This window comes from Cupriavidus nantongensis (assembly GCF_001598055.1).
GTDB lineage: Bacteria > Pseudomonadota > Gammaproteobacteria > Burkholderiales > Burkholderiaceae > Cupriavidus > Cupriavidus nantongensis.
Genome location: NZ_CP014845.1, coordinates 1,863,587 through 1,877,031, shown reverse-complemented (window position 1 = coordinate 1,877,031; position 13,445 = coordinate 1,863,587). Strand labels below are relative to the sequence as shown.

The following is a 13,445-nucleotide window of genomic DNA, read 5'->3' as shown; positions in this document are numbered from 1 at the left end:
GCGGTAGCGCAAGTCACCCCAGGGCGCTCGCAGCGGCGAGCGCCAATCCACCGTATCCTCCGGAGTCCTGATCATGTTTTCTCGTTTTTCCCGCAAGCTCGGCCTGCTGGCGCTGAGTGCCGGCCTGGCCATCACCGGCAGCGCGCACGCCGAAGGCAAGCTGCGCATCGCCGAGCAGTTCGGCGTGGTCTACCTGTTGCTCAACGTGGCGCGCGACCAGCAGCTGATTGAAAAGCACGGCAAGCAGCAGGGTGTCGACATCAAGGTCGAATGGACGCAACTGTCGGGCGGCGCCGCGGTCAATGACGCGCTGCTGTCGGGTGCCATCGATATCGCCGGCGCCGGCGTGGGCCCGCTGCTGACGCTGTGGGACCGCACCCACGGCAAGCAGAACGTGCGCGGCGTGGCATCGCTGGGCAACTTCCCGTACTACCTGGTCAGCAACAACCCCAAGGTCCGCACCATTGCAGATTTCACCGACAAGGACCGCATCGCGCTGCCGGCGGTCGGCGTCTCGGTGCAGTCGCGCGTGCTGCAGCTTGCCGCAGCCAGGCAGTGGGGCGACAAGGAGTACAACCGCCTCGACAAGTGGACCGTGGCGGTGCCGCATCCGGACGCGGCCGCGGCCATCATTGCCGGCGGCACCGAGATCACCGGCCACTTCGGCAACCCGCCGTTCCAGGAGCAGGAACTGGCCGGCAACCCGAACGCGCGCATCGTGTTGAACTCATACGACGTGCTGGGCGGACCGAGCTCGTCCACGGTGCTGTACGCCACCGAGAAGTTCCGCAACGACAACCCGAAGACCTATCGCGCCTTTGTCGATGCGCTGGCCGAGGCCGCCGCCTTTGCCACCGCCAATCCCGAGGGGGCGGCCGATATCTACCTGCGCCAGAGCAAGGCCCGCACCGACCGTGCGCTGCTGCTGCGCGTGCTGAAGAACCCGCAGGTCCAGTTCCGCGTCGCGCCGCAGAACACCTTCGCGCTGGCGTCGTTCATGCATCGCGTCGGCGCGATCCGCAACCAGCCCAAGTCCTGGCAGGACTATTTCTTCCCGGACCCGGTCACCGCGCAAGGGAGCTGAGCATGGCCAGCCACAACCTGCGCGTGGTCTCGGACCGCGCCGCGCCGCTGCTGCAGGTCGACGGCGTGTCGCTGGAGTACCGCACCCCCGAGCGCATCGTGCGCGCCACGCACCGCGTCAGCTTCGACGTGCACGCGGGCGACCGCTTCGTGCTGCTGGGCCCTTCTGGCTGTGGCAAATCCACGCTGCTGAAGGCGGTGGCTGGCTTCGTCGCGCCCAGCGAGGGCGAGATCCGGCTCGAGGGCCGGCGCGTGCAGCAGCCTGGCCCGGACCGCATCGTGGTGTTCCAGGAGTTCGACCAGCTGCCGCCGTGGAAGACCGTGCTGCAGAACGTGATGTTCCCGCTGCGGCACGCGCGCGGCCTGTCGCGCGCGGCCGCGCGCGAGCTGGCGCAGGACAGCCTGCACAAGGTGGGCCTGGCCGAGTTTGCCGGCGCCTATCCGCACACCCTGTCCGGCGGCATGAAGCAGCGCGTGGCAATCGCACGCGCGCTGGCGATGCGGCCCAAGGTGCTGCTGATGGACGAACCCTTTGCCGCGCTCGACGCACTGACGCGCCGGCGCATGCAGGAGGAACTGCTGGCGCTGTGCGATGACGCCGCGCTGACGCTGCTGTTCGTGACCCATTCGATCGAAGAGGCGCTGGTGGTGGGCAGCCGCATCCTGCTGCTGTCGCCGCATCCGGGGCGCGTGCGCGCGGAGCTCGACAGCCACGAGTTCAGCCTCGCCAGCCAGGGCAGCGCCGAATTCCAGGCCGCGGCGCAGCGCATCCATGGCCTGCTGTTCGACACACCCGCCGCCGTGACGCCGCCGCCGGCGCGCAGTGCGGCAGCGCGCTGAAACCCGACATTGCACATGACCCAACCCTCCCTCAACCTGGCCGGCCCGCTGAGGCCCGAATACGAGCGCGAGCCCGAGCCCTTCACCGAAGCCCCGCTGGCGCGCGCACTGCCGTGGCACCAGCGCGCGTGGCAGCAGGACTGGCTGCGCAAGGCGCTGATCCTGCTGGCGCTGGGACTGATCTGGGAAGCGGTGGCGCGCATCCAGGACAACGACCTGCTGCTGCCCTCCTGCCTGGCCACGCTGCGCGCCTTCGGCGCGGCAGTGGCCAGCGGCGAGCTGCCGGGCAAGGCGGCGATCTCGCTGTCGGTGCTGCTGCGCGGCTATGCCGCCGGCATCGTGCTGGCGTTCGTGCTGACCTCGCTGGCGGTATCGACGCGCCTGGGGCGCGACCTGCTGGACACCCTTACCGCCATGTTCAACCCGTTGCCGGCGATTGCGCTGTTGCCGCTGGCGCTGCTGTGGTTCGGGCTTGGCACCGGCAGCCTGGTGTTCGTGCTGATCCATTCGGTGCTGTGGCCGCTCGCGCTGAACATGTACGCCGGCTTCCGCGCGGTACCGCCCACGCTGCGCATGGCCGGGCGCAACTACGGGCTGCGCGGCCTGCGCTATGTCGCGCTGGTGCTGGTGCCGGCGGCGCTGCCGGCGATCCTGTCGGGCCTGAAGATCGGCTGGGCCTTTGCCTGGCGCACGCTGATCGCCGCCGAACTGGTGTTCGGCGCGTCGTCGGGGCAGGGCGGGCTGGGCTGGTTCATCTTCCAGAACCGCAATGAGCTCTATACCGACCGCGTATTCGCGGGGCTGGCCGCGGTGATTCTGATCGGGCTGCTGGTCGAGGGCCTGGTGTTCACCACGCTGGAGCGGCTGACGGTGCGCCGCTGGGGCATGCAGCAATAGCCTTGCCCGATGCCGCGCAGGCGCGTAGGCTACGGCTCCGGTAACGCACCGGAGCCTGCCCATGACCGCCATCCATCAAGCCGCCGCCCAGGGATTCGCCAGCCAGGCCGATACCTACGCGCGCGGACGCCCCGACTACCCCGCCGGGATCGACACCTGGCTGCGCGATGCGCTGGAATTGCGTGCCGGCCGTGTCGTGCTCGATCTCGGGGCTGGCACCGGCAAGTTCACGCGCCGGCTGGTGCAGACCGGCGCCACGGTGATCGCGGTAGAACCGGTGGCGCAGATGCGTGCGCAGCTGGCGGCCGCGGTGGCGCCGGTGCAGGTACTGGAGGGCAGCGCCGAGGCGATCCCGCTGGCAGATGCCAGCGTCGACGCCGTGGTCTGCGCGCAGGCGTTCCACTGGTTTGCCAACGCGCGTGCGCTGGCGGAGATTCGCCGCGTGCTGCGTCCCGGCGGCCGGCTCGGACTGGTATGGAACGTCCGGGATGAAAGCGTGGACTGGGTGGCGCAGCTGACTGCGATCATGGCGCCGTACGAAGGCGACGCGCCGCGCTTCCACAAGGGTGACTGGAAGCGGGTGTTTCCCGCCGAGGGCTTCGGGCCGCTGGCGCTGCAGGGCCTGCCCTACGCGCATGTGGGGCCGCCGCAGCAGGTGATCGTGGACCGCGTGATGTCGGTCAGCTTCATTGCGTCGCTGCCCGGGCCGGAGCAGGCGCAGGTGCGCGCGCGCCTGCACGCGCTTATCGAGCAGCATCCGGCGCTGTCGGCCCGTGCCGAGGTCGCCTTCCCGTACCGCACCGAGGCTTATCACTGCGAACGGCTCGCCTGAGCCTACATGGTCGCCTGCCGCACCCAGAATGCCGCGCCGACGCGCACCGCGCAGCGCTCGCGCGGCCGCTCCGCTTCCGCACGGCGGCGCGCGCGGGTACTGGCCTGAACCTGATCCCAGATCTCGAGCATGGCGCGGATCTTGGGCAAGGCATTGAACCCGGCCGCGGTCGGCATCCAGCCGGTGCCGCCGGATTGGAACAGCGGCATGCCGAGCGCGGCCTCGAGCTGGCGGATCTGGTAATGGAGCCGTTGCGGCTGGATGCCGAGCGCCTGCGCGGCGCGGCCGGCATCGCGATGCTGCATCAGCGCGACAAAGACACGCAACGAGAGAAAGGAGACGCGCCGGTTGATGAGTCGGTAAGCCATGCCCATGTCATGGCCGGGGGGGCGGTGTCGCGCTCGTGCGCTGCTACGGGTCCCCGGCGGATCGAAGTGGATCGATCGTAGCGGGGTGGCGCGGCGCAGGTGGGCAGCCAGATTCAGAAATGCAGCGCGGAATTTTCCGGCGAGGTGTGCGGCAGCGACTCAGTCAGTGCATCGGCAACTGGCCGATCGCGGTCAGTGCCAGCACCACGTCCGGCGACAGCCGGCGTTCGCTGCACGGTACGCCCGCGGTTTCGAGCGTGGTCCACAGGTCTGCGTCGCCGGTGACGATGCGTTGCCGCAGCTGGGCCAGGTATGCATATTCCGCCGACGTCAGCGGCCGCGGGGTGCTGCGCAGGTCGTCCAGGATGGCACCAAGCGAGAGTGCGGGAACGGTCATACCAAGGTCGGGAATAGCACGGCGATGAGACATTGCGGCGGAAACAGCAGGATGGTGCGGAGTTGAGCAACGCATGATTCTATCCATCCGGTGCAGCGGCCGCTAAAGCAAAAGCCAGCGGTGTTTTGGCCGCTGATTCCGCTTGCAAAGCCAGGAGTGGCGAATAGGCTAAGCGCGAACGTCGCAATGTGGCGGATGCGATGGCCCAGGGGGCGCAGACGCCGCTTGCACGAATGCGCGGTCGGGGCAGGGACCGGGTATGGGTGTTGCAGAAAAACGCCACCATGCGATCGCGCATGCGTCGGCGCCGCGGCACTTCGGTTCCACCAGGCACGCGGATTGACAACCCCCGGAGCGTTCTATACGGTGGCGCATCGTTTCGACCCAACGCCATCAGGGTTCATTACCCGCCGCCCGCCATGCCACGCAAAGCCGCACAGGTTTCCGAAGCCGACAAGCATGCCGCCGCCGGCGGTGCCATCGCCGTGGACCGGGCCCTGTTCGTGCTGTCGGTGTTCCGCCTGGGCGATGGCGCGCTGGCGCTGGCCGAACTGGCGCAGCGCAGCGGCCTTTATAAAAGCACGCTGCTGCGCCTGCTGGCATCGCTCGAACACGCCGGGCTGGTTCAGCGCCACGCCGACGGCCGCTATGGCCTGGGGCCGGAGGTGGCGCGGCTGCACGCGGTCTATGCGGCGTCGTTCTCGCTCGAGGCGGTGGTGATGCCGGCGTTGCGCGAACTGGTCAACGTGACGCGCGAGAGCGCGGCCTTCCATGTCGAGCAGGGCGAGCACCGGCTGTGTTTGTACCGCGTCGATTCGCCGCAGCCGGTACGCGACCACGTGCGCGCGGGCGAGCTGCTGCCGCGCGACCGCGGCGCCGGCGCGCGCGTGCTGCGCGCCTTCGCCGGCGAGCCCGGCGAGCTCTATGACCGGATCCGGCAAGACGGCGTGGCCGCGCTGGTGGGCGACCGCAGCCCCGATCTTGCCGGCGTTTCGGCGCCGGTGTTCGGCCCCGGCGGCGTACTGGCCGGCGCGCTGACGCTGACCTGCCCGGCGGCACGCTACCGCGACGGTTTCCGCGACGATGTGCTGCAGGCGGCGCGCTCGCTGACGCGCGCGCTCGGCGGCACGGCGCCGCACGGCACGCCGGGAGCGGCCGTTCCGGACTGACCGAAAAACCCGGCAAGGTGAAGCGCACCCGACCCGGCTTGCAGGGGGTGCCAACTTGCCGCCGGCGCGGGCTATCATGCGGCTGGCATGAAAAACAGCGCACGTCACATCTGGTGAACTCAGCGCGCGCATGCCTTGCGTCGCGCCCCGTGGCCTGATGCCTGCCGATCGATTGACGGCAGGACGGACGGCATCCTTGAGGAAATCCCTTGCACCTGGACCAGCAGACCATTGCGGTGGTGATGATGGTGTTTTTCTGCGGCACGCTGATCATTGCGGCGGGGCTTGTGTTCGCGCTGCGCGCGAGCACGGCGGGGCGGCTGTGGGCCTTCGGCCATGTGCTGGTGTCGGCCGCGGGGCTGGCGCTGGCGCTCAGCGCGGCCAGCGGCACCGGCCAGCTCGGCACGCTGGGCGCGTTCGCCTTCGTCGCCGGCTGGCTGCTGATCTACCGCGGCGTGCGGGTCTACTACGGCGTGCCGGCGCATCCCGGCGCGCTGCTCGGGGCGGGCGCGATCGTGCTCGGCCTGATGGTGGCCTCGAGCGGACTGCACGAAGGCCCGCAGCTGGTGCTGCGCATCGTCTATGGCGTGCTGGCGCTGGTGTCGCTGGCCACCTTCGCCACGCTGGCGCGCGCCGGGCGCGGGCGCCGCAGCATCGGGGCGCCGCTGGTGCTGGTGGCCAGCCTGGTGCAGCTGGCCACGCAGCTGGCGGGCTTCAGCCATGCCATGAACCTGCCGCCGGGCGGTGCTGCCGCGCCGCTGACGCTATTCTTCGCCGGCCCGGCCGGTTCGGCCTGGGCGCTGGCGCCGCTGATCGCCACGCTGCTGGGGCTGTTCGGCTTTACCGTGATGGCGATGGAGCAGATCGTCGCGCACAACGAAAGCGGCGCGCGCATCGACGCCCTGACCGGGCTGCTCAACCGCGGCGCGCTCGAGATGTCGGCGCTGTCGCTGGTGGCGCGCTGGCAGCGCGACGGCCAGCCGCTGTCGTGCCTGGTGATCGATATCGACTACTTCAAGCAGGTCAACGACAGCTGCGGCCACCACGCCGGCGATGCGGTGCTGCGCGAAGTGGCGCAGGCGCTGGACAACTCGCGCCGCGCCTCGGACGTGGCCGGGCGCTATGGCGGCGAAGAATTCTGCGTGCTGTGCCCGCATACCGACGAGCAGCAGGCCTCGGCTCTGGCCAACCGCGTGCTGCGCAAGGTGCATGCGATCGCCCTGCCCGCCGGGCGCGGCCATGCCAGCGTCAGCATCGGCGTGGCGCAGCTGCGTGGCGGCGCGGGCAGCCGGGAGGCGCTGTGGCGGACCCTGTTCGCCGATGCCGACCGCGCGCTCTACCACGCCAAGGCGCATGGTCGCGACCGCTATGTGCTGGCATCGTCGATGGCCGAGCCCGCCGCCGGCGCGGCGGCTTCGCCGCTGCTGGAGCCGCATCCCGACCTGGCCAGCTGAGCGCGCGATCCGGTCTGCCGGCGGGTCTTGGCGCTTATGCGGGCTTATGCGCGGGCTTATGCACGGGCTTATGCTTCTCCGGCACGTCGCGCGGCGGCGCACCGTCATAGGTCCACAAAAACTGCCGCGGCATCGGGCCCTTGTTGCGCCCGCCCTCGCACTGCTGCTCCCAAGCGTGCGCAAGGATGCCGACCGAGCGCGACAGGCAGAACAACCCGCGCGCCAGCGGCGCGGCGAAGCCCAGTTCGGCGTAGATCACCGCGGTGGCGCCATCGATGTTCATCGGGATCGGCTTGCCGCGCCCGGCGCCGAGGGCTGCCTCGACCGCGCGCGCGATGGCCGCGTAGCGGCCGCTCACCACGCCGTCTTCCGCCGCCTGCGCGACCAGCGCCAGCAGCGCCGGCGCACGCGGATCGACCGGATGGAAGCGGTGGCCGAAGCCGGCCACATACTTGCCGTGCAGGTCGCGGTAGTGCCGCAGCGCATCTCCGACGGCGAGTTCCATGGTGCTGCCGGCATCCAGCCGCTGCGCCACGTCCTGGTACAACGCCACCGCCTGCTCGCCCGCGCCGCCATGCACGTCGCCCAGCACGTTGACGGCCGACGCCATGGCATTGTTCAGCCCCACGCCGCAGGTCGCGGCCATGCGCGCGATGGCGATGCTGGGTGCCTGCGGCCCGTGGTCGACGGCGGCCATCAGCGCCGCGTCCAGCAGTTCGCCCTGGCCCGGCCCGGGCAGCTCGCCGCGCAGCATCAGCCAGATCATCTGCGCGAACGACACCCGCCCGATCAGCTGCTCGATCGGGTAGCCACGGTAGCGGATCTCGCCCGGGCGCATGTCGATGATGCCGGTGCGCCACCAGTCCTGCGACTGGCGCTGGCCGGCATCCATGCCGTCGTCTTGTGTCTGGCTGAAGCTCATATCGCACCCTCGCGGTTCAGTTGATCGATGTCCGCATCGCTGTAGCCCAGGCTGCCCAGCACCTGGCGCGTATGCTGGCCCAGCTGCGGCGGCGGCGTGTCGACCGCCGGCGCTTCGCGGTTGAGCTTGAAGCCGGTGCGCACCACGCGGATTTCGCGGCCCACGCCGGGGGCATCGGCAAACTCGCCGATCATGCCGCGCTCGCTGACCTGCGGATGGGCCAGCGTCTGCGGCACGTCCAGCACCGGCCCCGCCGGCACGCCGGCCGCGGTCAGCAGCGGCCACCATTCGGCGGCCGGCCGGGTCGCCAGTTCGGCTTCCAGCGCCTGCGTCAGCGCGGCCCGGTTGGCCAGCCGCGCCTGCCGCTGCGCGAAGCGCGCATCGCCAGCCAGCGCCGGGCGACCCACCACGCGGCACAACGCTTCGAACTGTTCCTGCTTGTTGGCGGCGATATTGAGCAGGCCGTCGGCGGTGCGGAAGGTGCCGGACGGGCTCGCGGTCATGTTCTCGTTGCCCATCGGCGTGGGCGCCCGGCCGGCGATCAGGTGGTTGGACACTGCCCAGCCCATCGTGGCCAGCGTCGCTTCCAGCATCGATACGTCGATGAAATAGCCCTCGGTGCGCCCGGTATCGGCCAGCGCCGCCGACACCGCCAGCGCCGCCGTCAGCCCGCCGATGGTGTCGGACACCGGATAGCCCACCCGCAGCGGCGCGCTGTGCGCGTCGCCGGTGATCTGCATCACGCCGGCCATGCCCTGGATGATCTGGTCATAGGCCGGCAGCCCCGCGAGCGGCCCGTCCTGGCCGAAGCCCGAGATCGCGCAGTAGATCAGCCGCGGGTTGTCCTGCTTCAGGGTGTCATAGCCCAGTCCCAGGCGATCCATCACGCCGGGCCGGAAGTTCTCGACCACCACGTCGGCGCTTTGCACCAGCTTGCGGAACACCGCCTTGCCGCTGGCGTGCTTCAGGTTCAGGGTGACTGACTGCTTGCCGGGGTTCTGCGCCAGGAACGACACGCCCATCAGGCGCTGATTCAGCTCCGGGTCGGCGCCCAGCTGGCGCGCCAGGTCGCCGCTGCCAGGGGTTTCGACCTTGATCACTTCGGCGCCCAGGTGGGCCAGCTGGTGGCAGCAGAACGGCCCGGCCAGCACATTGGTGAGGTCGAGCACGCGAACATGGCGTAATGGTTTTTGCATGGCGAGGGTCAGATCTCCGTCGCACAGTGTATTCTGTACAACAGAACAACGATCTTTTATAAAGAACAGACGCAGCATAGGAGCCGCCCCGCATCCATGTCAAGGTTGGCTTCGGGCCCGCCTCCGGCACGGCAGGTGGAGCCGGCAGGCACGGACCCGGTCGCTGCCCTACAATAGCGCCCCCGCCCGCAACGGCCTTGCGCCGCGCGGGCCACTTTGCTGGCAGGAAAATGGAATCGAAGATGTCAAACGCATGCGGCCTGGATTTCGGCACATCCAACTCGACGGTGGGCTGGAGCCGCCCCGGCAGCGCGGCCGCGCTGCTGCCGCTGGAGGATGGCAAGGCGACGCTGCCGTCGGTGATCTTCTTCCATGCCGAGGATCCGCTGGTCAGCTACGGCCGCGCCGCGCTGGGCGACTACCTGGCGGGCTACGAGGGCCGGCTGATGCGCTCGCTCAAGAGCCTGCTGGGCACCTCGATGATGGACGACAGCACCGAGGTGATGGGCCAGGCCATGCCGTTCCGCAAGCTGCTGGCGCATTTCATCGGCGAGCTGAAGTCGCGCGCCGAGCAGGCCGCCGGCACCGGCTTCTCGCGCGCGGTGCTGGGGCGTCCGGTGTTCTTTATCGACGAGGACCCGGTGGCCGACCAGCTGGCCGAAGACACGCTTGCCGGGATCGCGCGCGACGCGGGCTTCAGCGAGATCGCGTTCCAGTATGAGCCGATCGCGGCGGCCTTCGACTACGAGGCTGGCATCGCGCGCGAGGAGCTGGTGCTGGTCGCCGATATCGGCGGCGGCACCTCGGATTTCTCGCTGGTGCGGCTGTCGCCCGAGCGCGCCGCGCGCAGCGACCGGCGCGACGACATCCTGGCCAACGGCGGCGTGCACATCGGCGGCACCGACTTCGACCGCGCGCTCAGCCTGGCGCGCGCAATGCCGCTGCTGGGCCTGGGCAGCGCGCTGCGCAACGGCAAGGCGATGCCGTCGAGCCAGTATTTCGACCTGGCCAGCTGGCACACCATCAACCTGCTCTATACGCGCAAGGCGTGGTCGCTGGTGATGGACAACTATCGCGACGCCGCCGACACGGTCAAGCTGGACCGCCTGGTGCGGCTGATCCGCGAGCGCGCCGGACACTGGCTGGCGATCCAGGTCGAAGCCGCCAAGATTGCGCTGTCGGACACGGACAGCACCGAGGTCGACCTGCACCGGCTGGAGCCGGACCTGTCGCTGACCATCACGCGCGACGAGTTCGATGCGTCGATCGACAAGCTGGTGGCGAAGACCGAGCAGACCGTGCACAAGCTGCTGGCCGACGCCGGCGTGCGCGGCAGCGCGGTCGATACCATCTTCTTTACCGGCGGCTCCAGCAGCGTGCCGCTGCTGCGCCAGCGGCTGGCGGCGTTGCTGCCCGAGGCGCGCTGCGTCGAAGGCGACCGGTTCGGCAGCATCGGCAGCGGGCTGGCGCTGGATGCGGTGAGGAAGTTTGGGTGAGGGGAGTACCCCTGTCAGAAGTCTGCTTGCTGTGAGCGCATGTCGCGCAAGCCAAACGCATCGCCCAGCGCCAGCCTTGCCGCCCGCAGCGCCCCGCGCGCGGCAGCGGCATCGCCGGTCAGGCGCAGCAGCGCCGGCAGTTCCTGCGGCGCGCGCAGCAACCCGCCCAGCACGGCGGTCACATCGGTCTTGCCGCCGTCGCCCATGCCAGCCGCGGCGGCTGCCGGCACCGCACGAGAAGCCGGATCGATCACCACCCGGCAAGCCGCGAACGGCAGCCGGCACGCCGATGCCATGCGCGCGGCCAGGTGCGATTCCATGTCGACGCACAGCGCGCCCGTGGCGCGGTGCAGCGAGGCCTTGGCGGCCACCGTCAACACCGGCTGGTCGGCGCCGGCCGCGGTGCCGATGCGCGCGTGCGGCAGCGCCGCGTGCATGGCGCGCATCCAGGTGGTGTCGGTGTCGTAATGCTCGCCGGGCGCGCACACCGCATCGGCCAGCACCACATCGCCGGGCGCCAGCGTTAGCTCCAGCCCGCCGGCCACGCCGAAGCTGAGGATGCCCATGCAGTGCCGGCTGGCCATCGCCGACACCTCCTGCTCCAGCGCCAGGCCGCGCACGCCGTGCACCACGCGGCAGTGCGGTCCGGCCGCGATGCGGGCCTCGAATGCCATGCCGGTGACGACCAGCACGAACGGCGCCGTCACAGGCCCCATGACACCTGGCCGCTGTGGCTGCTCTCTTCCATCTGCCCGCGCTGCAGGTTGCGGTAGCGTGCCAGCGCCCACAGCGGAAAGTAGCGCGCATAGCCGTGATAGCGCAGGTAGAACACGCGCGGAAATCCCACCGCGGTAAAGCGGGACTCATGCCACAGCCCGCCGGGCTGCTGCGTGCGCAGCAGGTAGTCGATGCCGCGCGCCACCGCCGGATGCTGCGCGGCACCCGCCGCCATCAGCGCCAGCAGCGCCCACGCGGTCTGCGAGGCCGCGCTGGGCGCGGGCTCGTAGCCGCGGTAGTCGAGCCGGTAGCTGCTGCCGTCCTCGCCCCAGCCGCCGTCGGCGTTCTGGATCCGCGCCAGCCATGCCACCGCGCGCTGCAGCTCGGGCGCGGCAGGGGGCAGGCCGGCGGCGTTGAGCGCGCACAGCGCGCTCCAGGTGCCGTAGATGTAGTTGGTGCCCCAGCGGCCGAACCAGCTGCCATCCGGCATCTGCTCGGCCAGCAGGTAGCGCAGCGCGCGCGCGGCGGGCTCGCTCGTGCCGGGGGTGGCGCCGGTCTGGCACAGCATCGACAGGCAGCGCGCCGACACGTCCGCGGTGGGCGGGTCCAGCAGCGCGCCGTGGTCGGCAAAGGGGATGTTGTTCAGGTACAGGTGCGTGTTCTCGGGCTCGAATGCGCCCCAGCCGCCGTTGCCGCTCTGCATGCCGACGATCCACTCGGTGGCGCGCGCCACCGCCTCGCCGTAACGCCCCGGCGCATGGTGCGCGCGCATGAAGCGGTCCATGGCGGCGGCCACCACCGCGGTATCGTCGACGTCGGGGTAGTAGGCGTTGGCGTACTGGAAGGCCCAGCCGCCGGGGCGTACCAGCGGGCGGCGCACCGCCCAGTCGCCGCGCAGGTCCAGCACCTGCAAGGGCCTGAGCCAGTCCAGCGCGCGCCCGGCAGCCTGCGCCGCGCGCGCTTCGCCGGTTTCCAGCAGCGCGTGCGTGGCCAGCGCGGTGTCCCACACCGGCGACAGGCAGGGCTGGCAATACGCCTCGTCGCCGTGCTCGACCAGCAGGCGCTCGAGCGAACGCCGCGCCAGCGCGCGCGCCGGATCGTCGGGCGGTACGCCCAGCACGTCGAACATCATCACGCTGTTGGCCATCGCCGGGAAGATCGCGCCCAGGCCGTCCTCGCCGTTAAGGCGCTCGCGCACGAAGCGCTGTGCCGCGGCAATGGCGCGCCGGCGCAGCGTGCGCGGAAACAGCGGCTCGGCCACGCGCAGCAGCGCATCCAGGCCCCGGAACAGCGTGTACCAGCCGGCATGCTGGTGGGGCGCGCGCGGCGGCAGGCCCACCGTGTGGCAGTTGCCGACGAAGAGTTCGTTGATGCCGACGCCGCGCGGGTTGCGCGCCTGCGGGCGCAGGCTGTTGAGCACCAGCAGCGGCACGATTACCGTGCGGGCCCAGTACGAGACCTTGGACAGGTGGAACGGGAACCAGCGCGGCAGCAGCATGATCTCGACCGGCATCATCGGCACCGCTTTCCATGGCAGCACGCCGTACAGCGCCAGCAGCGTGCGCGTGAACACGTTGCTGGCCTCGGCGCCGCCCATGGCGTGGATGGCCTCGCGCGCGCGCTGCATCGGCGCGGACTGCGGATCGTCGCCCGCCATCTTCAGTGCGAAATACGCCTTGACGCTGGCGCTGACGTCCGAGCGGCCCTGATGGAACAGCGGCCAGCCGCCGTCCGGGTTCTGGATGCGGCGCAGGTAGCGGGCCATGCGCGCTTCCAGGTCGAGGTCGGGCGCTTCGCCGAGGTAGTGCACCATCAGCACGTATTCGGCGGGGATGGTGGCGTCGGCCTCGAGTTCGTAGATCCAGTGGCCGTCGGGGCGCTGCTGGTGCAGCAGCGCGTCGAGCGCGCGGTCGATGCCATGGTCGAGCGCCGGCGCTTGCTGCGGGCCGGCCGGCTGACGCCGCGCGGCATCGGCCGCCTGCGGCGCGGCGTTGGCAAAGGCAGTCTCGTTCATCGACATGCAGCCTCCTTGTGCCGGCGCCCGGCGTGGCCGGCTCCGGCTGGCATGGGCACG

13 protein-coding genes are annotated in these 13,445 nt (G+C 70.5%); 7 read left to right on the top strand and 6 right to left on the bottom strand.

Annotated elements, in window-relative coordinates; all coding sequences use genetic code 11:
• Positions 1-73 precede the first annotated feature (73 nt).
• The 4 genes from A2G96_RS29275 (at position 74) to A2G96_RS29260 (ending at position 3,652) form a co-directional block, all read left to right on the top strand.
• Complete coding sequence (locus A2G96_RS29275; RefSeq protein ID WP_062803631.1) at positions 74-1,084, top strand: ABC transporter substrate-binding protein; 1,011 nt, start codon at positions 74-76, stop codon at positions 1,082-1,084.
• A gap of 2 nt (positions 1,085-1,086) precedes the next feature.
• Positions 1,087-1,923 (top strand): ABC transporter ATP-binding protein, encoded by an 837-nt coding sequence (locus A2G96_RS29270; RefSeq protein WP_062803630.1) that lies wholly within the window; start codon positions 1,087-1,089, stop codon positions 1,921-1,923.
• A gap of 15 nt (positions 1,924-1,938) precedes the next feature.
• Positions 1,939-2,820, top strand: a complete 882-nt coding sequence (locus A2G96_RS29265; protein ID WP_062803629.1) for an ABC transporter permease — start codon at positions 1,939-1,941, stop codon at positions 2,818-2,820.
• Positions 2,821-2,881: 61 nt separating this feature from the next.
• Positions 2,882-3,652 (top strand): class I SAM-dependent methyltransferase, encoded by a 771-nt coding sequence (locus A2G96_RS29260; RefSeq protein ID WP_062803628.1) that lies wholly within the window; start codon positions 2,882-2,884, stop codon positions 3,650-3,652.
• A gap of 2 nt (positions 3,653-3,654) precedes the next feature.
• Here A2G96_RS29260 and A2G96_RS29255 read toward each other — a convergent pair whose 3' ends face one another.
• Both A2G96_RS29255 and A2G96_RS29250 read right to left on the bottom strand, forming a co-directional pair.
• Positions 3,655-4,020, bottom strand: a complete 366-nt coding sequence (locus tag A2G96_RS29255) for a helix-turn-helix domain-containing protein (RefSeq protein WP_062804202.1) — start codon at positions 4,018-4,020, stop codon at positions 3,655-3,657.
• Between the two features lie 163 nt (positions 4,021-4,183).
• Complete coding sequence (locus A2G96_RS29250; protein WP_231909691.1) at positions 4,184-4,417, bottom strand: IclR family transcriptional regulator; 234 nt, start codon at positions 4,415-4,417, stop codon at positions 4,184-4,186.
• A gap of 419 nt (positions 4,418-4,836) precedes the next feature.
• On the opposite strand from A2G96_RS29250, the gene A2G96_RS29245 reads away from it, so the two are divergent.
• Positions 4,837-5,586 (top strand): IclR family transcriptional regulator, encoded by a 750-nt coding sequence (locus A2G96_RS29245; protein WP_062803626.1) that lies wholly within the window; start codon positions 4,837-4,839, stop codon positions 5,584-5,586.
• A 209-nt stretch (positions 5,587-5,795) separates the two neighbouring features.
• Positions 5,796-7,040, top strand: a complete 1,245-nt coding sequence (locus A2G96_RS29240; protein ID WP_062803625.1) for a GGDEF domain-containing protein — start codon at positions 5,796-5,798, stop codon at positions 7,038-7,040.
• A 34-nt stretch (positions 7,041-7,074) separates the two neighbouring features.
• Here the strand turns inward: A2G96_RS29240 and A2G96_RS29235 are convergent, their stop codons facing one another.
• Positions 7,075-7,962: a citryl-CoA lyase gene (locus A2G96_RS29235; protein WP_062803624.1), complete on the bottom strand. Its 888-nt coding sequence runs from the start codon at positions 7,960-7,962 to the stop codon at positions 7,075-7,077.
• A complete protein-coding gene (locus A2G96_RS29230; RefSeq protein ID WP_062803623.1) occupies positions 7,959-9,158 on the bottom strand; it encodes a CaiB/BaiF CoA transferase family protein in 1,200 nt (399 codons plus the stop codon). Before A2G96_RS29230 ends, A2G96_RS29235 begins: the two co-directional genes overlap by 4 nt.
• A 230-nt stretch (positions 9,159-9,388) precedes the next feature.
• Between A2G96_RS29230 and A2G96_RS29225 the strand changes: the two genes are divergently transcribed.
• Entirely contained in the window at positions 9,389-10,654 is a 1,266-nt protein-coding gene (locus A2G96_RS29225) for an Hsp70 family protein (RefSeq protein WP_062803622.1), read from the top strand.
• 14 nt (positions 10,655-10,668) lie between these two features.
• Here A2G96_RS29225 and A2G96_RS29220 read toward each other — a convergent pair whose 3' ends face one another.
• Together A2G96_RS29220 and shc are read right to left on the bottom strand one after the other, a co-directional pair.
• The gene (locus A2G96_RS29220; protein WP_062804201.1) at positions 10,669-11,361 is read right to left on the bottom strand and encodes a phosphorylase; all 693 of its coding nucleotides are present in this window, start codon (positions 11,359-11,361) and stop codon (positions 10,669-10,671) included.
• A complete protein-coding gene (shc, locus tag A2G96_RS29215) occupies positions 11,358-13,391 on the bottom strand; it encodes a squalene--hopene cyclase (protein ID WP_062803621.1) in 2,034 nt (677 codons plus the stop codon). Before shc ends, A2G96_RS29220 begins: the two co-directional genes overlap by 4 nt.
• Between the last annotated feature and the right edge of the window lie 54 nt (positions 13,392-13,445).